The 24,033-nt window shown below is 39.3% G+C and carries 22 protein-coding genes; 17 read left to right on the top strand and 5 right to left on the bottom strand.

Features of this window, described 5'->3' with window-relative positions; all coding sequences use genetic code 11:
* The 3 genes from ASG01_RS11445 (at window position 1) to ASG01_RS11455 (ending at window position 5,106) form a co-directional block, all read left to right on the top strand.
* A complete protein-coding gene (locus ASG01_RS11445; RefSeq protein WP_055863743.1) occupies window positions 1-2,277 on the top strand; it encodes a hypothetical protein in 2,277 nt (758 codons plus the stop codon).
* Window positions 2,278-2,287: 10 nt separating this feature from the next.
* The gene (locus ASG01_RS11450; RefSeq protein WP_055863745.1) at window positions 2,288-2,524 is read left to right on the top strand and encodes a hypothetical protein; all 237 of its coding nucleotides are present in this window, start codon (window positions 2,288-2,290) and stop codon (window positions 2,522-2,524) included.
* A 131-nt stretch (window positions 2,525-2,655) separates the two neighbouring features.
* Window positions 2,656-5,106, top strand: coding sequence for a DUF5686 family protein (locus ASG01_RS11455; protein ID WP_055863747.1), 2,451 nt, complete (start codon window positions 2,656-2,658; stop codon window positions 5,104-5,106).
* A gap of 33 nt (window positions 5,107-5,139) precedes the next feature.
* Here the strand turns inward: ASG01_RS11455 and folP are convergent, their stop codons facing one another.
* On the bottom strand, window positions 5,140-5,988 hold the full coding sequence (gene folP / locus ASG01_RS11460) for a dihydropteroate synthase (RefSeq protein WP_055863749.1): 849 nt from the start codon (window positions 5,986-5,988) through the stop codon (window positions 5,140-5,142).
* A 195-nt stretch (window positions 5,989-6,183) separates the two neighbouring features.
* On the opposite strand from folP, the gene ASG01_RS11465 reads away from it, so the two are divergent.
* Genes ASG01_RS11465 through tpiA form a run of 4 tightly spaced genes read left to right on the top strand, consistent with a single transcriptional unit; the run spans window position 6,184 to window position 9,036 of the window.
* Window positions 6,184-6,738 (top strand): DUF1599 domain-containing protein, encoded by a 555-nt coding sequence (locus ASG01_RS11465; RefSeq protein WP_055863751.1) that lies wholly within the window; start codon window positions 6,184-6,186, stop codon window positions 6,736-6,738.
* A gap of 13 nt (window positions 6,739-6,751) precedes the next feature.
* A complete protein-coding gene (locus tag ASG01_RS11470) occupies window positions 6,752-7,858 on the top strand; it encodes a BT_3928 family protein (RefSeq protein WP_055864264.1) in 1,107 nt (368 codons plus the stop codon).
* Window positions 7,859-7,903: 45 nt separating this feature from the next.
* Window positions 7,904-8,254 carry a TerB family tellurite resistance protein gene (locus ASG01_RS11475; protein WP_055863753.1) on the top strand — a complete coding sequence of 117 codons (351 nt, stop codon included), beginning with the start codon at window positions 7,904-7,906 and terminating at the stop codon, window positions 8,252-8,254.
* Window positions 8,255-8,274: 20 nt separating this feature from the next.
* Window positions 8,275-9,036: a triose-phosphate isomerase gene (tpiA, locus tag ASG01_RS11480; RefSeq protein ID WP_055863755.1), complete on the top strand. Its 762-nt coding sequence runs from the start codon at window positions 8,275-8,277 to the stop codon at window positions 9,034-9,036.
* Window positions 9,037-9,402: 366 nt separating this feature from the next.
* Here the strand turns inward: tpiA and clpP are convergent, their stop codons facing one another.
* Together clpP and dnaG are read right to left on the bottom strand one after the other, a co-directional pair.
* Window positions 9,403-10,089 (bottom strand): ATP-dependent Clp endopeptidase proteolytic subunit ClpP, encoded by a 687-nt coding sequence (clpP, locus tag ASG01_RS11490; RefSeq protein ID WP_055863759.1) that lies wholly within the window; start codon window positions 10,087-10,089, stop codon window positions 9,403-9,405.
* Window positions 10,090-10,135: 46 nt separating this feature from the next.
* Window positions 10,136-12,109 (bottom strand): DNA primase, encoded by a 1,974-nt coding sequence (gene dnaG, locus ASG01_RS11495; RefSeq protein ID WP_055864266.1) that lies wholly within the window; start codon window positions 12,107-12,109, stop codon window positions 10,136-10,138.
* A gap of 459 nt (window positions 12,110-12,568) precedes the next feature.
* On the opposite strand from dnaG, the gene tsaE reads away from it, so the two are divergent.
* The 7 genes from tsaE to ASG01_RS11530 all read left to right on the top strand — a co-directional run bounded on the left by tsaE (window position 12,569) and on the right by ASG01_RS11530 (window position 21,412).
* On the top strand, window positions 12,569-12,976 hold the full coding sequence (gene tsaE / locus ASG01_RS11500; protein ID WP_055863760.1) for a tRNA (adenosine(37)-N6)-threonylcarbamoyltransferase complex ATPase subunit type 1 TsaE: 408 nt from the start codon (window positions 12,569-12,571) through the stop codon (window positions 12,974-12,976).
* A gap of 61 nt (window positions 12,977-13,037) precedes the next feature.
* Window positions 13,038-14,231, top strand: a complete 1,194-nt coding sequence (locus tag ASG01_RS11505; RefSeq protein ID WP_055863762.1) for an alanine dehydrogenase — start codon at window positions 13,038-13,040, stop codon at window positions 14,229-14,231.
* Window positions 14,232-14,603 (top strand): hypothetical protein, encoded by a 372-nt coding sequence (locus ASG01_RS11510; RefSeq protein WP_055863765.1) that lies wholly within the window; start codon window positions 14,232-14,234, stop codon window positions 14,601-14,603.
* 24 nt (window positions 14,604-14,627) lie between these two features.
* Window positions 14,628-16,910: a cation:proton antiporter gene (locus ASG01_RS11515; protein WP_055863767.1), complete on the top strand. Its 2,283-nt coding sequence runs from the start codon at window positions 14,628-14,630 to the stop codon at window positions 16,908-16,910.
* 126 nt (window positions 16,911-17,036) lie between these two features.
* Window positions 17,037-18,623: a BspA family leucine-rich repeat surface protein gene (locus tag ASG01_RS11520; RefSeq protein WP_055863769.1), complete on the top strand. Its 1,587-nt coding sequence runs from the start codon at window positions 17,037-17,039 to the stop codon at window positions 18,621-18,623.
* 35 nt (window positions 18,624-18,658) lie between these two features.
* Window positions 18,659-20,038, top strand: coding sequence for a BspA family leucine-rich repeat surface protein (locus ASG01_RS11525; RefSeq protein ID WP_055863772.1), 1,380 nt, complete (start codon window positions 18,659-18,661; stop codon window positions 20,036-20,038).
* A 51-nt stretch (window positions 20,039-20,089) separates the two neighbouring features.
* Window positions 20,090-21,412, top strand: a complete 1,323-nt coding sequence (locus tag ASG01_RS11530; RefSeq protein WP_055863774.1) for a BspA family leucine-rich repeat surface protein — start codon at window positions 20,090-20,092, stop codon at window positions 21,410-21,412.
* A 34-nt stretch (window positions 21,413-21,446) separates the two neighbouring features.
* Here the strand turns inward: ASG01_RS11530 and purE are convergent, their stop codons facing one another.
* Window positions 21,447-21,950: a 5-(carboxyamino)imidazole ribonucleotide mutase gene (purE, locus tag ASG01_RS11535; RefSeq protein WP_055863775.1), complete on the bottom strand. Its 504-nt coding sequence runs from the start codon at window positions 21,948-21,950 to the stop codon at window positions 21,447-21,449.
* Window positions 21,951-22,009: 59 nt separating this feature from the next.
* Window positions 22,010-23,092 (bottom strand): endonuclease/exonuclease/phosphatase family protein, encoded by a 1,083-nt coding sequence (locus ASG01_RS11540; RefSeq protein WP_055863778.1) that lies wholly within the window; start codon window positions 23,090-23,092, stop codon window positions 22,010-22,012.
* A gap of 125 nt (window positions 23,093-23,217) precedes the next feature.
* Here ASG01_RS11540 and ASG01_RS16225 point away from each other — a divergent pair, with 125 nt between their 5' ends.
* The 3 genes from ASG01_RS16225 to ASG01_RS11550 are packed head-to-tail and all read left to right on the top strand — an operon-like array spanning window position 23,218 to window position 24,032.
* The gene (locus ASG01_RS16225) at window positions 23,218-23,427 is read left to right on the top strand and encodes a hypothetical protein (RefSeq protein WP_238584547.1); all 210 of its coding nucleotides are present in this window, start codon (window positions 23,218-23,220) and stop codon (window positions 23,425-23,427) included.
* Window positions 23,428-23,451: 24 nt separating this feature from the next.
* Window positions 23,452-23,658, top strand: a complete 207-nt coding sequence (locus ASG01_RS16230; protein ID WP_238584548.1) for a hypothetical protein — start codon at window positions 23,452-23,454, stop codon at window positions 23,656-23,658.
* Window positions 23,655-24,032, top strand: a complete 378-nt coding sequence (locus tag ASG01_RS11550) for a VOC family protein (protein WP_055863780.1) — start codon at window positions 23,655-23,657, stop codon at window positions 24,030-24,032. Before ASG01_RS16230 ends, ASG01_RS11550 begins: the two co-directional genes overlap by 4 nt.
* Window position 24,033 lies beyond the last annotated feature (1 nt).

Below are 24,033 nucleotides of genomic sequence, written 5' to 3' on the forward strand. Positions count from 1 at the left end.
ATGAAAAAGGTTTTTGCCTTACTTTTTACCGTTATCATCTTCTTTGGTTTTTCGCAGTCTAAAATCCTTACCGGTCGTGGTGAACAAAAAATTCTGACCTCCAAAAATGATTCTAAAAAAAGCCGAACAGCAGACGACACCATTAAAACAACGAACATTGAAACTGTTATCTTACGCGACCAAAGCGATCCTCAGGCACTCGAGATTCTGAGAAATGTAGAAAAAAACTACACCTACAATTCTCCCAAAAGTCTCCCATCCTACGCTTTCCGTTCGTATGAAAAAATCTCTCTCGATCTCGATCAGGACAGTATTTCTGATTACCGTAATGCTTTTAATGAATTCGGAATTTTCAGAAGAAACCCGAAAAAAGATTCGATGAATGAGGTTTCGGCAAGAAAAATCTTTGCGCACAGCAAACTATTTCTCTGGGAACGCGCTCAGGAATTTCTGTATTCGGAAAAATATGGTGAAAAAATCAACATTCTCGACAACCGTATTTCCGGTCTGAAACAGCCGGTTTACGAACTGATCGCGCTACAGGGAAACCGCGAAAAAATTCCGGATCAGATCAAACAGGAAAACCGCGGTCTTTACCGTTTTTATCTTACCGATACGATTGAGATCGGCGGCCGGCAGAATTTTGTCATTCGTTTCCGCGAAATTTCTTATAATAAAAACGCTAAAAAAAGAAAGTTCAGCGGGTATATTTACGTAGACACAGAAACCTACGGTATTAAAAAAATTGAAAATACGAGCCGCGAAAAAAGCGAAGCCAACATCTCCAGTACCTGGATTTTTTTCGAAAACAAATGGTTTCTCCAGGAAGAAAATGTAAAAATCCGGATGAGCCGTATGGTTCTGGAAAAAAGCAGCGATTCGCCGGAGAAAAGACTTTCCGACCGAAAAAACTTTGGAACGTACGCCTATCTTACATCACGCTATTTCGATTTTCAGTCGCCGGTTGATCGAGACAGAAGCCAATTTGGAGGCTATACTTTTACGGTGAAAAATGCGAACGGTCATACGCTGAATCAGTACCGGACCGAGCCGCTGACCCTCCGTGAAAGAAATACCTACAAAACCATCGACAGCCTCGGAAAAAAATTTAATATCGACCGCAAAGCGCGAATTCTCACTGCATTATTCAACGGACAACTGCGGGCGGGAAGTATCGATTTTGATATTGGTGAGGTTGTCAATTATAATATGTACGAAGGTTTCAGAGTTGGTTTGAAGGCAAAACTGAATGAAAATTTTGACCGCTATTTCTCGCCAGATTACTACATTGCTTTCGGTACAAAAGACCAGACGTACAAGTACGGAATCGGGCTTGATATGAAAACGAGGCTTGATAAAAATGAGTTTTTCCGTCTTGAATATTATGATGATGTAAACGCTTCAGGCGAATTTTACCGCCGACTGTGGACGTTTAAAATGAGAATGATGAACTACGGAAATAATCTGAACAATGATAACTATTACGGTTTTCGCGGCGTTTCGCTTTCATATCTCAACGACATTACAAATGGTCTGACACTCGTGGTTGCAGCCAGCAGAAACCGCGAAGATGCAAAATTCAATTATTCATTTCGGAACGTGGGAAGTGAATTTGAGAATTTCAACACACTTGTTACGCTAAAATATTCTCCGAAATCGACCAACATTATGACGCCGCAGGGAAAATCAGTCGTCGAACAGCGTTATCCCGAACTGTATTTTAATTACGAACAAAGTTTCAGACTGTTTGGCGGGGATTTTAATTACACGAGATTTGATGCGCTTTTTGTTCAGAATTTTAAAACATTTATCGGAAATACAGGCGTGCGCTTTTACGGCGGAATCGTTTTGGGAAATGCACCAATCTGGAAACATTTTACAACAAACGGACTTGCCTCACCGAGCCGCGATCTCAATTTTAACCTGACTTCGTATCTCGGTTTTGCGACACTCGAAGGCGGAAAATATTATAACGACCGTTTTATGGCGTATTACGTGACGCACAAAATTCCGTTCTATTTTAAAAGTTTCGGAAAAAACATTTCGAGTTTTGATTTTGTTTTGCGTGGCACAATCGGCGATATGAGACATCCGGAATATCACGATTTCCGCTTTCAAAAACTCGATCATCTTTATCAGGAAGTTGGCGTGGAATGGAATAATTTTCTATCTTCCTACTTCAATCTCGGCTTTTTTTACCGCGTGGGACATTATACAACCAGCACTTTTGCAGAAAATTTTGCGGTACAGTTTAAGCTGAAACTTTTAGAATTTTAAATATAAACACATGAAAACCATAGAAATACAGGCACAGCCTTTTTTTGAACTGCTCAGATTAAAAGACACCTCGATGTGGGAAATTTTTGCACAGATGATTGACGGCGAAGAGAAAGAACTTATTTTTCTGGATGAGGAAAATCTGGTTTTATTCAGTTACCTACTGCCAAAAGACAAAGAAAAACTGGAAGAAGACCGCGTGACCTTTTCTAAAGAATTTGCTGAAAAACAATCAAGAATGAACTGATTTATTCGGCTCACCTATTATAAGATTACATTCGCGGCACTTTTTTTGCGATGCCTAATTTTGTTAAAATTTAGTTAAAGACAAACCCGCTTTAGCGCGATTTTAAACTGATAATCATTGCAAACACGCTTATGAAAAAAATACTCTCTCTGATGCTTTCCACGATCTGCATCAGTGCATTTTCTCAGTCAAAAATCATTGTAAAAACCACCGGAGACAATCTTCCCGTCGCTAATGCCACCGTGAGCTGCGACAAGAAAACATTAGGAAAAACAGACGCTTCAGGTGTTTTCAGTTTCCGTGATAAATGTCAGCAGATGAAGGTTACCGCACGAGGATTTTATCCGGAAGATGTGGTGCAGGACAAGCTGATGGAAGTTTTTCTGGCAAAGGAAGTTGCTAAGACGCAAAACATTGAAACAGTTGTTTTAAAAGATGAAAGTGATCCGCGCGCTCTTGAAATCCTCAGAAAGGTTAACGAAAATTACAAACAGAATTCTCCTTTAAGTCTAGATTCTTATTCGTTTAAATCGTACGAAAAAGTTTCACTGGATCTAGATGAAGACAGCATCCGCGCCTATCAGCGTTTTATGGCGAATAGAATTGATTCGCTTCGAAAACTTCCGAAGCAGCCGATGAAAGCGCAGGAGAAAAAAGATTCTATCGATGCTTTAAACCTGATGAAACTTTCGGGTGAAAGCAAAATCTTCCTTTGGGAACGTGCTGCTGAGAATTTATATTCAAAAAAATACGGCGAAAAAATAAATATCCTCGACAATAAAATTGCAGGTCTGAATGAGCCGATTTATGAGCTTATCGCTTTCAGATCCAATAAAAACAAAATGCCGAGGGAAATTCAGGAAGAAAACAGAAATCTGTACCGGTTTTTCCTGACGGATTCTATAGAAATTGACGGCAGAAAAAACTATGTCATCCGGTTCCGTCAGGTTGACTACAAAGAACCGGTGAACCGCAGAAAATACAACGGCTATCTTTACATTGATGCTGATTCTTATGCGGTGAAAAAGATTGAAAGCAACAGCAAAATAAAAAGTGAAGGCAGCATTGTAAGCATCTGGAAACCGGTAAACAACAAGTGGTTTCTGGAAAAAGAGAATTTTAAAATCAAAATGCCGGCTTCTATCTTCGACCGAAACAGAGACCGCAAGGGAACAGATAAAAGCGAAAGGGAAAAAGAAAATGCAGACCGCAAAAAATTCGGGATCTATGCATTTGTGAACGCTGATTATTTTGATGTAAAAACACCGATTGATGAGAAAGCAGCAGAGTTTCGTGGTTATACCATAAATGTGGAAAAAGCTGACGGAACTTCTATAAATCAGTACAGAACTGAGGAACTGACGGAGCGGGAAAAGAATTCTTATACGGTGATCGACAGCGTGAGCGGAACGTACAAACTTGATCAGCGGGCGAGATTTCTCAGCGGAATTCTTAAAGGAAAATACCGAAAAGGTATGGTTGATTTTGATCTTGCGGAAGTGATTGGCTACAACAAATATGAGCACCTGCGTTTTGGTCTGAATGCCAAACTGAATGATCAGTTCAGCAAATATATTTCACCTGATGCGTATGTTGCATACGGAATTTACGACCGTAAATTTAAATTTGGAGCAGGAGTCGATATCCGCACGACTTTAGAAAAAAACTCTGTTTTCAGAGTGGAATACTTTAATGACGTTGCGGTTGCCGGACGTTTTTCTGAAAATCTATGGAACTTCAGAATGAAACTTATGAATTCGGGTGTGGCTTTGAATAACAGCGTTTTTTACGGTTATGAAGGATTCAGAGTCAGTTACGAAAACGATCTTACCAACTCACTGACGGTAAATGTGGCTGCACGCCGCACAGAAGACGACGCAAAATTTGCATACAACTATCGCGGTTTGGGAAGAGAATTTGAAATGACGACTTCGACCATTACTTTAAAATATGCTCCAAACGCGAAAAACATCATGACACCAAACGGAAAATATACGTTTGAAGATAATTTGCCTCAGTTTTTTGTAAACTACGAACAGGGCTATAAAACGCTGGGTGGAGATTTTAATTTCAGCCGTTTTGACGCTTTGGTAGTGACTAATTTTAAAACTACTTTAGGTGTTACGGGCGTTCGTTTATATGGTGGGATCGTCATCGGTGACGCGCCGATCTGGAAAAACTTTACGATGAACGGTCTTGGAAAAGGCAATGAAGGACTGAACTTAAATCTCGCTTCGTATCTGGGCTTTGCCACCATGCAGGGCGGAAAATATTTTAACGATAAAGTAGTCGGCGCTTATTTTACACACAGAATTCCGTGGTATTTTAAAAGTTTTGGAAAGAATGTTTCCAGTTTTGATTTGATTTACCGTGGGACAATCGGCGACATGAAAAACCCGGAATATCATCAGTTTGAATTCGAAAAACTGGATCATCTATACAACGAAGTCGGTCTGGAATGGAATAATTTCCTTTCTACACAGTTTAATCTCGGCTTTTTCTATCGTGTAGGACATTATCAGACGCCGCGATTTAAAGATAATTTTGCAATACAGTTTAAGCTTAAACTTCTTGGATTTTAAATATAAATGCCTTTCATCTGAAAGGCATTTTTTTTATGAATTAAGATAAATATCAACCGTTTTTGCGGCTTCTGCCACGTCGTGCACGCGCAGGATTTTTACGCCTTGTCTGAGAACTTTCAGGTGAAGTTTCTGCGTAATGCCGTTGATTTCCAAAGGCGATTTATTCAGCGGTTTGTAGATAAAGGATTTTCTCGAAATGCCGATCAGCAATGGATATTCGCCGAATCCGAGGAACTGTACTTCATCAATCATTTTCATCTGTTCATCAACCGTTTTTCCGAATCCAAAACCCGGATCGAGAATAATATCATGAATTCCTTTCTGTAATAAATCTTTTATTTTTTTTGAAAAATACTGATTGAGTTTCAGCGTGATATCAGGGAAAAATTCTTTGTGATGCATTTCATTATATGACTGATTGATATTCATCAAAATGTAGGGAAGCTTTGTCTTTGCGACAACATCAAACATTTTTTCATCAAACTGTCCGCCGGAAATATCATTGATGATGTCAATTCCTTCATCAAAACCAAATTTTACTGTTTCAGAAAGAAAAGTATCCAACGAAATTAAAACTTCAGGAAACTCTTTTTTAATGTCACTTATTACGGTTGAGATTCTCTCAATTTCCTGCTGACTGGTGAGAAATTCGGCATTTGGCCGTGTAGACTGGGCGCCGATATCGATGATAGAAGCTCCGGCATTTACCATTTCCTCAGCATGTTTCAAAGCTGCATTTTTATCATTAAACTTTCCGCCATCCGAAAAAGAATCAGGCGTGAGATTGAGAATTCCCATAATTTTTGGCGTAGAAAGATCGATTAATCTGCCGCGGCAACTGATGGAATGAAATGCTGGCGAAATATTTTCAGGAGGCATTGAAAATGAAATGTTTTTAGAATAATTCAGGCAAAAATACTGAAATATTACCTCTGAAAAAACAGAATATTTACTGTTGAAAACGGTCGTATTTTCAGATAAAAAGGTTTAAAAATTAATTAAAATGCTGAAAATCTCCGGCGCAAAACGGCTCGGCTGAAACGTAATTTGTATATTTGGGCTATTATCAAAATTATGCAGCAAACGACGGAGCAGTACAGCCGGATTATCTCAGAATGCCGGGACCTTTTTTCTAAAAAACTTCAGGATTATGGTGCGGCATGGCGTGTTTTGCGGCCAAGTTCTATTACCGATCAGATTTTCATTAAAGTAAGCAGAATCCGGACGCTGCAAATGACCGAACTGCAGATGATCGATGAAAGCGAAGAAAGTGAATTTATTGCCATCGTCAATTATTCCATCATCGCACTTATTCAGCTTGAAAAAGGTTTTGCTGATCAGTTTAATGAAAATGCTGACGAAATTCTGAAACTCTACGACCGTTTTGCAGCAGAAGCGCAACAACTGATGGAGAAGAAAAACCACGATTACGGTGAGGCTTGGCGCGAGATGAGAATTTCATCCATTACCGATCTTATCTACCAAAAAGTGCTGCGTACTAAGCAGATTGAAGATAACGCCGGCAAGACGATCGTGTCTGAAGGTTTGGATGCAAACTATTTTGACATGCTGAATTACGCGGTTTTCTGTCTGATTAAATTCAGTGAAAAACCTGCTGATTTTAACTAAAAAAATTAAAACTATGTTTAAAAATATCCTTCGAATCGCTGTTGCCATCATTTTTATCCTTTCCGGGTTTGTAAAAGCGGTCGATCTGGTCGGTTTTTCTTTCAAGATGGAAGAATATTTTTCACCATCGGTTTTTAATCTGCCGTTTCTGGAAAAATTTGCGCTGGCTTTTTCGGTGATTGTTGTTGTGCTCGAACTTTTCCTTGGTTTTATGCTTTTGCTGAAACTGAAACTTCGTGCTGCGATCACTTCGCTGATTGTTCTGTGTATATTCTTCGGGTTTCTGACATTTTACTCAGCGTATTTCAATGTTGTGACCGACTGTGGATGTTTTGGCGACGCAATAAAATTCACACCGTGGGAAAGTTTTGCCAAAGACATGGTGCTTTTGGCAGCTCTGATTGCGTTATTTATCATGTATAAGGACGAATTTAAACCTGAAAATCTTTACGGTGAAGAACGCCAGAAAAACAACACCGCGAAATCGCTTGTCTTCGGAATTTTTATCGGTATAATGATTTTCGTAATGGCAAGAGGAATTTTGTCTGAACCGATCATCGATTTCAGAGATTATAAAGTGGGGACTGATTTAAAAGCGGAGAAGCTAAAAATCCAGAAAGATCCTGCAGAATACAAGACTTTTTATTCGCTGAAAAACACAAAAACCGGTGAAGTGATTAAGGTAAATCAGGACGATTTTGTGAAAGAAACGAAATACTGGGAAGATGGTACACCCTGGAAAACCGAAGAAGGTAAAAATGAAACCAAGCTTGTAAAAGAAGGTTATAAATCTGAAATCGCCAAGTTTAAAATCGAAGATCCGACGGGACAGGATCTTACCGATCAGATTCTTGCAGCGCCAAGAGCGGTTTTGATATTTTCTTATGCACCAAAAGCCGCTTCGCCCGAACTTTTAACACAGATAGAAACGAAAGCTTCAAAAGAGAAAAACGCTGTGATCTACGGCATCTCGACCGATCAGAATACTTTTAAAAAACTGAAAAACATGATGATGGACGGAACGGCAATCAAGACTATTGCAAGGAGCAATCCTTTTGTTTTGATTTTAGAAAACGGAAAAATTACCGGGAAAATTACCGGGAAAGACTACGTTGATTAAGCTTTACATTTAATTAAGAGTAAAACCAAAAATAAAATTAATATTATGCAAAAATCTAATAAATCAATCGCAGGCTATCACCTTTTAATGATTCTCTCATCTGTAGACGGTGAATTTGCCCCCGCTGAAGGAATGCTTGTTCAGCAATATCTGGCTGATGAATTTCCTTTTAAAATTGATCTTGATGACGAACTGGATACCATTGCGCTTCTGAAACCTGAAGACTGGAAAAGCCATTTTGAGTTTCACGGACAGTGTTTTCTGGAAGATTCGACTGAGGAAGAACGCAAAAAATTTATCAGGTTTGCCAAGACACTCATTAAAGCTGACGATGTGGTGAGTGATGAAGAACATACGTACTACACATTGCTGAAGAAGCTTTGGAATATGAACTAAAAAATTAAAATAATAAACTCATGCGAAAAAAAATAGTTGCCGGAAACTGGAAAATGAACAAAAATGCCGCCGAGGCAGAGGAACTGATGATTCAGCTTCTGGAATATAAAAAGCAGCATAACACGCTGTGTGAGGTGTGGATCGCGCCGCCTTCTCTGTATTTAATGATGGCTAAAGATCTGTTTAAAAATAATGAAATCGGTGTATTCTCTCAGGATATGAGCGCTCAGGACAGCGGTGCCTACACAGGAGAAATTTCGGCAGATATGCTGAAATCGATTGACGCTGACGGATCACTTATCGGGCATTCTGAAAGACGTCAGTATCACCAGGAAAACGACAAAAGCTGCGCGGTAAAAATTAAAAAAGCTTTGGGGAAAGGTTTGACACCGGTTTACTGTAACGGTGAAACGCTTGATCAGAGAAAAGGCGGACAGCATCTTGATGTGGTAAAAACGCAAACTGAAACAGCACTCTTTGATCTTTCGGCTGAAGAAATTAAAAAAGTGGTAATCGCTTATGAACCTGTCTGGGCAATCGGAACGGGTGAAACGGCATCTCCGGAGCAGGCACAGGAAATTCATGCGCACATCAGAAAAATTATTGCTGAAAAATACGGAGAGGAAGTTGCTGACGAAATTTCGATTTTATACGGCGGTTCTGTAAAGCCTGATAATGCCAAAGAAATTTTTTCTCAGCCTGATATCGACGGCGGTCTGATCGGCGGTGCGGCTTTGAAAGTGGAGGATTTCTCTAAAATTATTGAGGGATTTAACGCTTAAACTTAATCAAATAATGTTGAAGAAATTTCTCTTACTATTTTTCGGAGTTTTGTTATTTGATTTGATTTATGTTTTTATTTACGATCAGTCTTTAATTGATATTCAAATTCAATTTTTAAAATATCCGCTTTTGATCATCAAATTTATAGCAAGTGCTCCGGCAATATTTTTCAATAAATTATTTCCCTTTTATGCACCAATACCTTTGTATCAATCTATTTTGATATTATTAGGAAATACTTTTTTGCAGGCGTTATTGGTTTACCCTATATTTTTTAAAAAGAGGCAAATTAAAACCTGATTATCCCATTAGAACAAAAAAAACACGTCAATTGACGTGTTTTTCTTTGTAATTATTTTAGAAAATTATTTCTCTTTCTTGGATCGCTGCAAAACCTCATCTACCATTCCAAAATCTTTCGCTTCAGTAGAAGTCATCCAGTAATCACGGTCAGACGCCTTTTCTACCCATTCGTAGGTTTGTCCGGAATGCTCAGAAATGATGTCGTACAACTCTTTTTTAAGCTTCAACATCTCTCTCAGGTTGATTTCCATATCAGAAGCAACACCTTGCGCGCCACCTGAAGGCTGGTGAATCATCACTCTCGAGTGTTTCAGTGCCGAACGCTTTCCTTTTTCTCCGGCAACCAAAAGAACAGCGCCCATAGAAGCAGCTATTCCGGTACAGATGGTCGCAACATCAGGTTTGATGATCTGCATCGTATCATAAATTCCCAAACCAGCGTACACGCTTCCGCCCGGCGAATTGATGTAAATCTGAATGTCTTTAGAAGAATCTGAACTTTCAAGGAATAAAAGCTGAGCCGTTACAATGTTGGCAACCTGATCATCAATTCCTGTTCCCAGAAAAATGATTCTGTCCATCATCAGACGCGAAAAAACGTCCATCTGCGCCACATTCATTCTGCGCTCTTCCATGATGTATGGTGTAAGGTTGGTCGGCATCTGCAGACCCATATATTGATCGGTGGCCAGGCCACTGTTTCCCATGTGTTTTACAGAGAAATCTCTGAATTCTTTTTTAATGTCCATAGTGTATAATCGTATTTCTATGTAACCTAAATTACAACTTTTATTCCTAAAATTTTATAGGACTTTTTGTCACAGGCGACCAGCCAATTTTCTCAGCGATTTTTGCCGAAAACTCATTCAGCATCATGATTTTTTTGATCGTTTCATAATATTTCTGATCGTCGTTTTCACGATATTCTGCCAGACTTTCGTTCAGCTGTTTGATCATGAAATGAATGTAATAAAACTTGTGAATCAGAATATCACCTTCCACCTGCGGGCTGATCATGTCGCCGAAATTGGGCGGAAAAATATTTTTCGAAGACCAGTTGTCGAGTTCGTTTTGCGGCATCATGGCGTTTACCGCTTTTGAAGTCAGCGATTCATCCATCATATTCAGGAAAAAACTTCCGTCGCGCAATTCTTCATTCTGAATGCCTTCTCTGATTGATTCGATGATTTTCTGATTGATTTCAATCTGAAAACTGTAATTTTCTTCCTCAAAATGGAGCAGAATTTCTTCAATCACTGTGATCTGATAGTCTTCCATCTTATCATTTTGACGCTGCAGAACCACGTCACCAAACATCAGCATGAGATCGAGCAGTTTATTTTCCTGATGAATGATGTTAAAAACCGTAGAGTCTATTTCAATTTCCGGCTTTTTTACAATTTCAAGCTTCGCGGCGGGCGCTTCTTTTACCGGAGTTTTCTGATTTTGATTCTGTGTGATCTGACGCTGAATATCAAGTTCATTAAAAAGCGTCTGCTCTGAAAGTCCGAATTTGCTGGAAACTTCTTTCAGATAGACTTCCTTTTTCAGCGCATTCTGCACAAAAGAAACCGATTTTACAATGTTTCTGATCGCTTCCGCTTTTTTTATCGGATCGCTTCCGGCATCTTTCAAAAGAATTTCTGCTTTGAAATCGATAAAATCGGTCGCCTCTTTTTCAATGAAATTTTCGACGTAATCCTGCGGATGTTTCCGGGCAAAAGAATCCGGGTCGTCGCCTTCCGGGAAAAGCAAAACACGGATGTTCATGCCTTCTGCCAAAAGCATATCGATGCTTCTGAAACTCGCCTTGATGCCTGCATTATCACCGTCAAAAAGAATTGTTACGTTTTCTGTAAGCCTTTTAATCAGTTTAATTTGCTCCGTCGTAAGTGACGTTCCCGAGCTCGCGACCACATTTTCAATGCCTGATAAATGCAGGGAAATCACATCCATATAACCTTCTACCAAAAGGCAGACGTTTTTTCTGGATATCGCCTGTTTGCTTTGATTTAAACCGTAAAGAACATTCGATTTGTGATAAATTTCTGTCTCCGGCGAATTGAGATATTTGGCGGTTTTAATATTATTCCTGAGAATTCTTGCGCCAAAACCTAAGATTCTACCCGAGAAACTGTGGATCGGAAACATCACACGTTCACGGAAACGGTCGATGCCGGCAGGCGAGTTTTCCGGGAAAATCGACAGTCCGGATTTTTCTAAAATATCTTTGGAATACCCTTTTTCAATGGCAAACTCGGTGAACGCATTTTTTTTCTCCGGCGAATAGCCAAGCTGAAACTTTTTGATAATCTCATCTTTCAGTTCGCGCTCTTTGAAATACGCCAGACCGATTGATCTTCCTTCCTCAGAATCCCAAAGCTGGTTTTGATAGAAGTCATTGGCAATCTCATGAATTTTATAAAGAATATCCCGTTCCGTCTGCGCCAGTTTGGCTTCTTCCGAAAACTCTCGCTGGTCTTCCTCGATCTCGATGCCGTATTTTTTGGCGGCGTGGCGGAGCGCTTCGGGATAGGTGAAATTCTCGATTTCCATTAAAAAAGAAATGGCTGTTCCGCCTTTTCCAGTCGAAAAATCTTTCCAAATCTGCTTGCTTGGTGATACCACAAAACTCGGCGATTTCTCATCATGAAAAGGGCTCAGACCTTTAAAATTAGATCCGGCGCGCTTCAGTTGTACGTATTCACCGACGATTTCTTCCACGCGGATGGTAGAAAAAATCTTGTCAATGGTCTGCTTGGAAATCATAGCGCAAAAATACAAAAACTGAACTTCCGGCGGGAAACTGTTTTGGTTTATGTTAAACGGCCGCCGGATTGAGCAAACCACTTTGGGTTTATGCCAATCGGCCATCGGACTGGGCAAATGACTTTTGATTCAGGCAAAACGGCCGCCGAACTAAACAAACGAGTTTAGAATTAGGCAAATCGACCGTCAAATGGGTCAAACTACTTTAGGTTTAGGTTAAACGTCCACCGAATTAGTCAAATTAGTTTTTTGAGGCTAAATCCTGAGTATCTGAGGCAAACCTTTTTGGGTTTAAGCAAGATACCGCGCTTCCGTTATGACCTGTTTATTTTAAACGAATACTGAGTATTTTACAACTTCATTCTATTTCTCTACCGTTTTTTATATCGTTTTAAGGTGCTTTACTGAAATGTTCTGCAATTATTTAAAACGCTTTTTTATTTTTGTACAAACAACGCAATGAATTTTAAAATACATAAACTCAGCGACTGGCAAACCGTAGCCGATGAGATTTTGCCACATCTGAAACACAGTGTTCTTCTGCTGAAAGGCAATCTCGGCGCCGGCAAAACAACTTTCACGCAGGTTCTGCTTAAAAAATTAGGCAGTACCGATGAAGTAAATTCTCCCACCTACTCTATCGTCAACGAGTACAGTACGCCGAAAGGCAAGGTTTTTCATTTTGATCTGTACCGCATGAAAAATATCGACGAGGTGTATGACATCGGCATGGAAGAATATCTCGATCATTCTTACCTGTGCATTATTGAATGGCCGGAAGTGTATGAGGAAGAACTTTCGGGCACAGATTTTCATACGATGACGATTGAAAATACTGGTGATGAACGCGGGATTGTTTTCGACTAAAAATTATATCTTTGTCTGGCTTTACATTCAAAAATATTTTCTGTAAGACCAATAGAGAAAAATGAGTACGACTAATATTTTCACCCCGTTTTCTGAGGAAGAACTGATGCCGAAAGAAGAAAAACTGGAAGTCATTAAAAAAGGCAAACAATTCAGCATCGGTGTACCCAAAGAAACCTGTCTTAATGAGCGCAGAACGTGCATCACACCAGATGCCGTGCAGGTTTTGGTGCAGCATGGCCACGAGATTATCATCGAGGCCGGCGCCGGTGAAGGTTCGTTTTTTACCGATCTGCAGTATTCGGAATCAGGTGCCGTAATTACCCAGGATCCACGGGAAGCTTTCTCGCAGGATCTGGTTTTAAAAATAAATCCGCCAACGGATGAAGAAATTGAATATCTGAAACCGAGTTCGTATCTCGTTTCTGCTTTGCAGATCAACCTTCGGGATAAAGATTATTTCATAAAACTTGCAGAGAAAAAAGTAAATGCCATTGCATTTGAATTTATTGCTGACGAATACAAACAACTCGCACTTGTACGCCTGATTGGCGAAATTGCAGGAACAGTTTCTATATTGTACGCTTCAGAACTTTTAGCTTTATCAAACGGCTTAATGCTCGGTGGAATTACCGGTGTTCGTCCGTCTGAAGTTCTTGTTCTCGGTGCCGGAATTGTGGGTGAATTTGCCACAAAAGCGGCCATCGGTTTGGGTGCAAGTGTAAAAGTTTTTGACAATTCGCTTTCGAAACTGAGAAGATTACATACGGTAGTTGACAGCCGCGTGCCGACAAGTATTATCGATCCTAAAGAGTTGGCTAAAAGTCTCCGCCGGGCCGACGTCGTAATCGGCGCGATGCCACGACTTAATATGATGCCGATTATCACTGAAGAAATGGTGATGAATATGAAAAAAGGCAGTGTCATTATCGATATCGCGATCGATAACGGTAAAGTGATCGAGACGTCAGAACTCACAACGATGGAAGATCCTTACGTGATCAAACACGGTGTAATTCATTGCGGTTTGCCAAATCTCACGTCGAAAATGCCGCGTACGACGACAAAAGCGATTTCAAATTTCTTCCTTTCTTATATTCTGAACTACGATGAAGTCGGCGGCTTTGAAAATATGCTGCTCAGAAAAAACGAGATGAAACAGAGTCTGTACATGTACAAAGGCCGGCATACGAAGAAAATTATCTGTGAGCGTTTCGGGCTTACGTATCACGATATCAATCTTTTAATTTTTTAAATGAAAAAAATAAAGTTTTTTCTCATCGGTCTCATTCCCGGGCTTGCCATCGTATTTTTCATTTTAAATAAAAAAGGAGCCAGCTGCAGCGGATATCTTCCAAACAGCCGCGTGATTGCCGAAACCCTTTCTAAAGATTTTGTGTACAGCGATTCTTTTAAGAATGAAATGACTGCGCACAACGTTACAGACAAATTTCTCCGTGACAGCATTCTTACCGAAGGCAATGTAGATTTTGACCGCAGTCATGCGCAGAAAAAACCGTGCCCGGACTACGTGATAACCTATCCTTCAAAAAAAGCGAAATACGAAATTGCTTTCGAAAAATGCGCCGAAAAGGTGAACTTCACGTCGCTGAAAAAATTAAAATAATCATTTTTACCACTCAGTGTATCTATGAAATACCGCAATGTTATTTTTTATATTTCCACAATAGCCGTATTTTCATCACTGATGTACTGGTTTTTTATTGAAGGAAAAACACTCGAAATAAGCGAGAAAATCATCCGGAAAACCACGACCGGCGACACGATGTGGGAGAATTTTTCCGATTCTTTTATGGTGAATCTTCATCATCCGCTCGCACTTTTACTGGCGCAGATTATCACGATCATTCTGGTTGCCAAACTCTTCGGTTTTATCTGTACAAAACTAAAACAGCCATCGGTAATTGGTGAAATGATTGCTGGAATTGTGATGGGACCTTCCCTTTTTGGTCTTTATTTCCCTGAACTTTCGGCATTTATCTTTCCTAAAGAATCTCTGCCCAACCTTCAGTTTCTCAGCCAGATTGGTTTGATACTCTTCATGTTTATTGTCGGGATGGAACTCGATCTCAGTGTTTTACGGAAAAAGGCGCACGATGCGGTGGTGATCAGCCATGCGAGTATCATCATTCCCTTTACGCTTGGTATTGGTCTATCGTATTTCATTTATCAGGAATTTGCGCCGGAAGGAATTCAGTTTGCCTCGTTTGCGCTTTTTATGGCGATTGCGATGAGTATCACCGCGTTTCCGGTTTTGGCAAGAATTGTTCAGGAACGGAATTTACATAAAACAAAAATCGGAACCGTTGTCATTACGTGTGCAGCAGCTGACGATATTACCGCGTGGTGTATTCTGGCTGCGGTAATTGCGATTGTAAAAGCAGGATCTTTTTCAGGATCTATTTTCGTGATTTTAATGGCCATTCTCTACGTTTTCATCATGATCAAAGCAGTTCGCCCGTTTCTTTCCCGTATTGCGGAATCTCAGCGCGGAAAAGGTTTTATCAGCAAAGGTTTTGTTGCCATTTTCTTCCTGGTTTTAATAATTTCATCATACGCAACAGAAGTTATCGGTATTCATGCGCTTTTCGGAGCATTCATGGCCGGCGCGATTATGCCTGAAAATGTAAAATTCAGAAATCTTTTCATCGAAAAAGTAGAAGATGTCGCGCTTGTTTTACTTCTTCCTTTATTCTTTGTTTTCACAGGTCTCCGCACGCAGATCGGTTTGCTTAATGATATCCATCTCTGGAAAACCGGTGGGTTGATTATCCTTACTGCGGTTATAGGAAAATTCGCCGGAAGTGCGTTTGCCGCAAAATTCCTGAAGATGAGCTGGAAAGACAGTCTCACGATTGGAGCCTTAATGAACACGCGCGGACTTACCGAATTAATTGTTTTGAACATCGGTTATGATCTCGGCGTTTTAGGTCCGGAGCTTTTTGCAATGCTCGTGATCATGGCGCTTTTCACCACATTTATGACAGGGCCATGTCTTGATCTGATTAATTATTTATTTAAAAAATCGAAAAATATTGACGACGAAGATGTTGATGAAATGGAGGCCAAATATAAGGTTTTGCTGTCTTTTGAAACAGCAGATTCCGGGAGTACTTTGCTGAAACTTGCCGATAATTTTACCCGAAAAATGAACGGGAATAAAACGGTAACAGCGATGAATATTACTTCTGTAGACGAACTTCACGCATTTGACATCGAAAATTTTGAGCATCAGCAGTTTAAAAAAATCATGCAGACTTCTGATGATCTGCAGATTGAAGTGAACACTTTATTCAAAGCTTCTACAGATATTGAAAGCGATCTTACCAATATTTCAAACCGCGGAAATTACGATCTTTTGCTCATCATGCTCGGAAAATCGATGTATGAGGGCAGTTTACTGGGCAGACTTTTAGGTTTTACCACAAAAATCATCAACCCTGAAAAACTTCTGAATACCGTAAAAGGAAAGAGTTCGATTTTTACGAGTTCACCGTTTGACGATTTTACGCTGCAGATTTTAGATAAAACCAATATTCCTGTTGGAGTTTTGGTGAACCGGAATTTTGAAAATGCGCAGAAGGTTTTTGTCCCGATTTTTAATTTGGGTGATTTTTATCTTCTGGAATATGCAAAAAGACTGATTAACAATAACAATTCTCAAATTATTTTACTTGATGTTGCGGGACAAATGCGCAGTAATATTGAAGTGAAAGAACTCATCCGAAGTATCGAACAGGTTGCCCCGAATCATATTACGGTTTTAAATGAGCGGAAAATTGAGAAGGAATTTCTGGGATCACAGGATCTGATGCTTATCAGCAGCAAATCTTGGCGCGGACTGATCAATACGAAAAGTCTGTGGCTTTCTGATATACCCTCTACTTTAATCATCTCAAATCCTAAATTTTAATTCAACAAGAATTTCAGCAATAATTTAAATACCTGATACCATATATCAGGTATTTTCCGTTTTTACTTAAATAATATGCTAATTTATTAAATATAAATCTATACTTTTACTTCACAATCAAATGACATGAAGCGAAATTTACTGATTTTTATTTTGGTACTCCTATTTTCTATTACCAAAGCACAGGGCGAATTTATCACAACCTGGAAACCAGCCACTATACAGAATGCATCCAATCAAGGGACAGTACCCTCAACCAGTACACAGATCTGGTTTCCTGTACTCGGCACCAATTTTACAATTTACTGGGAAGAAGTGGGTTATCCTGCACACAATGCTACATTAGATAATGTGACATCTACAGATAATGTACTGATTGAGTTTGGTATACCTCATAATCCTAATACCGCTTCTGCGATGTACACCGTGAAAGTGAGCCAGGGAAACGGCAATTTTCACCGGATCAGATTTAAAGACAACGATCCGGGAAATATGTTCTACGGGGATTCCTCCAAAATTTTTGAAATTAATCAGTGGGGAAATACCGTTTGGTCGTCCATGCATGGCGCATTTACTTCATGCCAGAATCTGGACATGCTGGCGACTGATGTGCCTGATCTTACAGAATGTACAACCATGTACAGCATGTTCAGCGGCTGCGAAAAACTGGTTGGAAATTCATCAATGAACAGTTGGGACACTTCTCGTATTACGGATATGACGGCAACATTCGGGGGATGCAGGGTATTTAATCAGAACATCAGCAACTGGGATACCGGAAACGTTACTATCATGGCAATCATGTTTCTTCTGGCAGAGAAATTTAATCAGCCGATTGATAACTGGAATACATCAAATGTTCAGTATATGAATGCGATGTTTCAGAATGCAAAAGTCTTTAATCAGCCTATCGGAAACTGGGATGTTGGCAATGTAGAAGAATTTGAGCTTACTTTTATGATGGCAAAGGCGTTTAATCAGGATATCGGAAACTGGAACACTTCATCTGCAATCGAAATGAACAGTATGTTCACCGGTGCCTCTGCATTTAACCAAAACATCAGTAACTGGAATACGTCTAATGTTACCAAGATGCAAAACATGTTTCAGTCTGCCACTTCTTTTAATCAAAACATTGGTAACTGGAATACTTCAAATGTGATGTATATGAATTCTATGTTTCAGAATGCCACAGCTTTTAACCAAAATCTCGGCAACTGGAATCTAAATTCGGTGACCAATGCTTTGACTATGCTTCTTAACTCGGGTCTAAACTGTCAAAACTACGATTCCACTTTATACGGATGGCGAATGAATCCGGTAACACCAAATAACATCAATCTTGGAAGCGTATTACCACTGGTTTATGCTACCGACGCAGCAGCAACCGCACGCGATTATTTGATCGGCATAAAAAACTGGACGATTTTAAATGATGTAAACGACCGCGAGTGTTCTTCTTTCCTGGCGACTCAGGAAAATGTACAGCAAACCATCATAAAAATATATCCAAATCCGGCAAGTGACTATCTGTACGTAACCGATTCTGGAAAAATACTGCAGTTTCAAATTACTGATCTCAGCGGAAGGCTTTACAGAAGAGAAAAAATGATTTCAGATAAAATAAATATTCAGGATCTTTCGACAGGAAACTATATTCTCCAGCTGGAAACTAAAGAGAAAACGCACACTTTTAAATTCCTTAAAAAGTAAAAGACACTGTTTAAATAAATTGTAAACATTTTAATATGAAGCACAGTTTACTGATTTTACTTTTACTGAGTTTTTTCTCTTTTACCAAAGCACAGGGCGAATTTATCACAGTGTGGAAACCCTCGAATGTTTCTACCCAGAATATATCCGGCGGTATACCTTCTACGAGCAGTCAGATCTGGTTTCCGGGAACTGGGAACAATTTTAATGTAACCTGGGAAGAGGTGGGATTTCCTGCGCACAACGGTACCTTATCCAACGTAAATTCTGCTGTACATTTTCTCATTGATTTCGGAAATCCGGAAAATCCTGTACCGGCAAATGCCACTTACAGAGTAAAAATAAGAAATGGAAACGGAAGTTTTAATGCTGTTAAATTTCCCAGCATCTTTGTTATTCTACCAAGTGATTCTCCTCCAATTGTTAATGAATATGCTGGCGACGCAAAAAAAATCACTGACGTTTCACAATGGGGAAATACCAGCTGGACGACGATGGAGTTTGCTTTTTTTAACTGCAGCTTTATGGATGTTTCGGCAACAGATGTACCGGATTTATCCAATGTTTCAAATACAGAAGCTATGTTTTTTACAACAAATCTAACGGGTAACAACAGCTTTGCCTCGTGGGAAACCTCAAACATTACTACTATGGCTTATATGTTTGGGCACACGCCTTTCAATCAGCCAATAGGAAGCTGGAACGTCTCAAATGTTACAGACATCCGGTGGATGTTTCACGGCTGTAACAATTTTAACCAGCCTCTGAAGAACTGGAATACATCAAATATGACCAATATGGATCATACGTTTCACTACTGTAATACTTTCAACCAGGATATTTCCAACTGGGATACTTCAAACGTCACCAAAATGCGTCTTTTTCTTGGCGCTGCCACAATATTTAACCAAAACCTCGGCGACTGGAATCTTAAATCTATTGTTGACGGCAAACAAATGTTATCGGGGACAGCATTAAGCTGTATTAACTGGGATAAAACGCTTTACGGCTGGGCAAACAATCCGGAGTCGCCTGTTAATTTTGATTTGGGTAATGTTTCAGCGGCGGTGTATTCTCATCCTGCGGCAGTTGTTGCCAGAAATTATCTGCTGAACACAAAAGGATGGTTATTTTCAGGAGATATTTACAATCCGATGTGCGAATCGGTATTGGCTACTGAGGAAACGAAGTGGAAAGATGATATTTCAATATATCCAAATCCTGCAAAAGATTTTATTTATCTTAAAAATGTAAGAGCCGACCGCTACACAATTTTTGATATCAACGGAAGAATTGTTTCACAGGGCAAAGTGAATGATGATAAAATTGATCTGAAAAATTTGCAGAATGGAATGTATTTTCTTCAGATTGAAAACAAATACAATGTCAGGAACTTACAATTTCTGAAGAAATAAACTTACATCAGGAACGTAATTAATAAATTTTTTAATCTAAATTTTTCTTAAATGATACGAAATCTACTCATTATTTCTTTACTGATATTTTTCTCCATCACGAAGGCGCAGGAAGAATTTATCACGGTCTGGAAGCCTGGCACAGCACAGGAAATTCATTTTCCCGGGAAAGGTAATAATTACAATATTTTTTGGGAAGAAATCGGTTTTCCACAGCATAACGGATCGTATCTCGGAATAAGTTCTGTGAACGAATATATAATCGTTTTCGGAATGCCTGTCAATCCAAATGCATCACAGGCGACATACCGCGTAAAAATAACAAACGGCGCAGGAAGTTTTACCCGGTTTCGCGTATTTAATAATGAAATAACTCCTGTCTATTTATGTTCCGACAGTAACAAGCTGTTTGATGTTGCACAATGGGGAAATATACAGTGGCAAACTTTCGACAATGCTTTTACTCTTTGTATGAATATGAATGTTTCTGCAACGGATGTTCCAAATCTTTCTGGCGTCACAAGCACCAAAGAAATGTTTTATATCTGTCCGGCATTTACCGGAAATCCCAGTTTCAATAACTGGCAGACCTCTACGCTTACCAATATCATTTCAATGTTTTCTGCCTCATCGTTCAACGCGCCTATCGGAAACTGGGATGTTTCCAATGTTACCAACTTCAAATATGTTTTTGACGAAAGTACATTTTTTAACCAGCCATTGAGAAACTGGAATACGTCTTCTGCACAAACAATGGAGCATATGTTTCATGCGGCTCTTGCTTTTAATCAGAATATCGATTCGTGGGATACATCAAATGTTACGAATATGGATATGATGTTTGCTCTGGACGGCAACTTTAATCAAAATCTCGGAAACTGGAACCTTTCAGCACTTACTTCTGCAGTTGATATGTTTATCTCATCCGGAATGAACTGCCAGAATTACGACAGTACATTATTTGGCTGGAACAACAGCAGTTCTACACCTCCGAATATTAACCTTGGAAACGCAGCACCGCTTACCTACAGCCATTCTGCTGCCATAAGTGCGCGTAGCGAGCTGATTACTTCCAAAAACTGGCAGATCACGGGAGATGTTTATAATCCCAACTGTAATTCTTTTCTTTCGCTAAATGACATTAAAAAGAATACTGCTTTCGGTATTTATCCAAATCCCAGCAGCGATTTTATTTACCTGAAAAATGTTGATGATTTTAAAAATTACAGCATTATCGATCTCAGCGGAAAGATGATACAGAAGCAAAACTCGAAATCCCAGATCATCGATATCCGAATGCTGCCATCGGGAAATTATATTCTTCAGCTGGAAACTAAAGATAAACTGCACCAATTCAAATTCATCAAAAAATAAAAAAACTGCCTCGTTGATGAGGCAGTTTTTGTTTTTATAAATCAAATCCGTTGGGATGTTTTTCTTTTATTGTGCTTACCGTTCCCAAAACTTTTTCTTTTAAATGATCCTGATACTGCTGAAGTTTTTCGGAGACAGCTGTATCTGCAATTCCGATGATTTTTGCTGCTAAAATCCCGGCATTTAAAGCGCCGTTCAATGCAACAGTCGCTACAGGAATACCTCCCGGCATCTGTAAAATTGATAAAACGGAATCCCAGCCGTCGATAGAATTGCTCGATAAAATAGGAACACCAATTACCGGAAGTGTTGTACAGCTCGCAACCATCCCCGGAAGGTGGGCTGCGCCACCTGCACCGGCTACAATTACATTTATTCCGCGTTCTTTAGCTGTTTTTGCATATTCAAACATTCTTTCCGGTGTTCTGTGCGCAGAAACTACGGTCAGTTCGTATGCAATATCCATCGACTTTAAAAAATCTGCAGCCTGCTCCATGATGTGAAGATCGCTCTGGCTGCCCATTATAATTCCTACCATTGGTCAGTTTTTGATGGTCTCAAAGGTAAGAATTTTAAACATAAATCCAGATTTTACGCTTATTCTGTGACAACAGCGTCACGCTCACCGTCTTCTTTTATTCCTTCATCGATAATTTCTTCGGCTTCTGCTTTTTCTTCCGCATCTGCACGCTCGATAAGATCTTCCTGCTCATCATTATGATGATCGATAAAAAATTCGCAGTATACCGGAAGATGATCTGAGCCAAAATTTTCAAGAGTTTTCAGTTCTTCTATAAAAATATCATCAGAATGAAACATAAGGTCAATTGGAAATCTCAGCAATCTCGATTTTGCATGAAAAGTGGAAACAAAAGCACGACCGACACGCGGATCAATCAGATGACTGGTTTTACGGAAAAGAATGGAAGATTTAGACCAGGCAACATTATTAAAATCACCAACAACGATGACCGGTTTAGTCAGTTCCTGAACTCGTTTTGAAACACTGAGCAAATCGCCGTCGCGCTCTTTTGAAGTTTCTTCCTCCGTTGGACTTGGCGGTGGCGGATGCACGCCAAAAAAGATAAATTCATAGCCATCTTTCGTCTTCATATGCGCTTCAATACTCGGAATATCATCAGCTACAAAAAAATGGGTGTGTGCTTCGGTGATTTCAAATTTAGAATAAAAATGCATCCCGTACGTATTTTCAAGCGTCACTTTCTGCGTATAAGGATACTCTTTTTCTAAAACCTGAAGTGCTTTTTCCCAGTCGCTGTTGCTTTCCATGGTCAGAAACATATCTGGTTTGCAGTCCTTTACAAGTTTTATGAAATGATCATATTCTTTATTAAACTGATACACATTGGCAGAAATAAAATGGCATTTTTCTGAAGACCGGCTGCTTCGTTTATGCCTTTTTACTTTGTAAAGCTTGGTATATTTAATTAGAATCACGGCGTGATAAACGAACATAACGAACAGAAAACTCTGCCAATACCAAAAATTATCGAGTTCATTTTTAATGAAAAATCCTAAAGCCAAAGTGATTAAACTGAAATAAGTCACCTGTATTTTCGCAAAATCAGGAACGCGGAAAACCCAGTGCGAACTCGGTATTTTTGGCAAAACCGTAAAGAGGAAAATGAGTGCGGTAAGAATAAAATAAGTGGTTATCATCTGTTTTTTTGGTCGGTTAACACTATCAATAAATTTTTTATTTTTTATAGTGAAAACTGTTCCAAATTCAGATTTTAGTAATTTTACATTTTATTTTAAAAGAATTTAAGTCTAAAAGTTGTTCCATGAAAAAAAATCTACTCTTTATCTGCCTCATTTACAGCGTCATCGCATTTGCCCAAACGAAGGATGAAGCTCTTTTAAAAGAATGTATCAGTAAAATGTTTAACGAAATGAAAAATTCCGACGGAAACGCCATTCTTGAGACTTTTCATGATAAAGCAATTCTGCAGACCATCACAAAAGACGGCGAAGTAAAAGATGAAAATCTGTAAGAATTTGCTGCTTCCATCTCGAAAGTGGGAAAAGGAAAAATCGACGAGCAAATTGAATTTTCATCAATACAGATCGATGGAGATCTGGCGAGCGTTTTTACGCCGTATCAGTTTTATTATGAAGGAAAATTAGCGCACTGTGGCGCCAACAGTTTCCAGCTCGTTCGTAAAAACGGTATCTGGAAAATCCAGTATCTGATAGACACCCGAAGAAAAGACAAATGCAAATGAAAATTCATCATATCGCCATTATCTGCTCAGATTACGCAGTTTCCAAAAAGTTTTATACGGAGATTTTGGGCTTAAAAATTCTTCACGAAGTCTATCGGGAAGAGCGAAAATCTTACAAGCTCGATTTAGGAATAGAAAGTCATTATGTGATCGAACTGTTCTCTTTTCCAAATCCGCCAAAACGGCCTTCACAACCTGAGGCTTGCGGACTGCGCCACTTGGCATTTTCTGTGGGAAAAGTACGTGATAAACGAGAAGAATTAATTCAAAAAGGTTTAAAATGTGAAGAAATCCGCACGGATGAGTTTACCGGAAAAGATTTTTTCTTTACACAGGATCCTGATGATCTGCCGATCGAGTTTTATCAGGAATAAA

Source organism: Chryseobacterium sp. Leaf180 (genome assembly GCF_001424585.1).
GTDB lineage: Bacteria > Bacteroidota > Bacteroidia > Flavobacteriales > Weeksellaceae > Chryseobacterium.

What these genes read in the sequence shown, in the direction of transcription:
- ASG01_RS11475 (WP_055863753.1), top strand. Translation starts at nt 7,904, where the DNA reads ATGCAAAAATCTAATAAATCAATCGCAGGCTATCACCTTTTAATGATT.
- ASG01_RS11530 (WP_055863774.1), top strand. Translation starts at nt 20,090, where the DNA reads ATGATACGAAATCTACTCATTATTTCTTTACTGATATTTTTCTCCATC.
- ASG01_RS11505 (WP_055863762.1), top strand. Translation starts at nt 13,038, where the DNA reads ATGAGTACGACTAATATTTTCACCCCGTTTTCTGAGGAAGAACTGATG.
- ASG01_RS11445 (WP_055863743.1), top strand. Translation starts at nt 1, where the DNA reads ATGAAAAAGGTTTTTGCCTTACTTTTTACCGTTATCATCTTCTTTGGT.
- tpiA (WP_055863755.1), top strand. Translation starts at nt 8,275, where the DNA reads ATGCGAAAAAAAATAGTTGCCGGAAACTGGAAAATGAACAAAAATGCC.
- ASG01_RS11515 (WP_055863767.1), top strand. Translation starts at nt 14,628, where the DNA reads ATGAAATACCGCAATGTTATTTTTTATATTTCCACAATAGCCGTATTT.
- ASG01_RS11525 (WP_055863772.1), top strand. Translation starts at nt 18,659, where the DNA reads ATGAAGCACAGTTTACTGATTTTACTTTTACTGAGTTTTTTCTCTTTT.
- tsaE (WP_055863760.1), top strand. Translation starts at nt 12,569, where the DNA reads ATGAATTTTAAAATACATAAACTCAGCGACTGGCAAACCGTAGCCGAT.
- clpP (WP_055863759.1), bottom strand. Translation starts at nt 10,089, where the DNA reads ATGGACATTAAAAAAGAATTCAGAGATTTCTCTGTAAAACACATGGGA.
- ASG01_RS11450 (WP_055863745.1), top strand. Translation starts at nt 2,288, where the DNA reads ATGAAAACCATAGAAATACAGGCACAGCCTTTTTTTGAACTGCTCAGA.
- ASG01_RS11455 (WP_055863747.1), top strand. Translation starts at nt 2,656, where the DNA reads ATGAAAAAAATACTCTCTCTGATGCTTTCCACGATCTGCATCAGTGCA.
- ASG01_RS11510 (WP_055863765.1), top strand. Translation starts at nt 14,232, where the DNA reads ATGAAAAAAATAAAGTTTTTTCTCATCGGTCTCATTCCCGGGCTTGCC.
- ASG01_RS16225 (WP_238584547.1), top strand. Translation starts at nt 23,218, where the DNA reads ATGAAAAAAAATCTACTCTTTATCTGCCTCATTTACAGCGTCATCGCA.
- ASG01_RS11540 (WP_055863778.1), bottom strand. Translation starts at nt 23,092, where the DNA reads ATGATAACCACTTATTTTATTCTTACCGCACTCATTTTCCTCTTTACG.
- purE (WP_055863775.1), bottom strand. Translation starts at nt 21,950, where the DNA reads ATGGTAGGAATTATAATGGGCAGCCAGAGCGATCTTCACATCATGGAG.
- folP (WP_055863749.1), bottom strand. Translation starts at nt 5,988, where the DNA reads ATGCCTCCTGAAAATATTTCGCCAGCATTTCATTCCATCAGTTGCCGC.
- ASG01_RS11465 (WP_055863751.1), top strand. Translation starts at nt 6,184, where the DNA reads ATGCAGCAAACGACGGAGCAGTACAGCCGGATTATCTCAGAATGCCGG.
- ASG01_RS11520 (WP_055863769.1), top strand. Translation starts at nt 17,037, where the DNA reads ATGAAGCGAAATTTACTGATTTTTATTTTGGTACTCCTATTTTCTATT.
- ASG01_RS11550 (WP_055863780.1), top strand. Translation starts at nt 23,655, where the DNA reads ATGAAAATTCATCATATCGCCATTATCTGCTCAGATTACGCAGTTTCC.
- ASG01_RS11470 (WP_055864264.1), top strand. Translation starts at nt 6,752, where the DNA reads ATGTTTAAAAATATCCTTCGAATCGCTGTTGCCATCATTTTTATCCTT.
- dnaG (WP_055864266.1), bottom strand. Translation starts at nt 12,109, where the DNA reads ATGATTTCCAAGCAGACCATTGACAAGATTTTTTCTACCATCCGCGTG.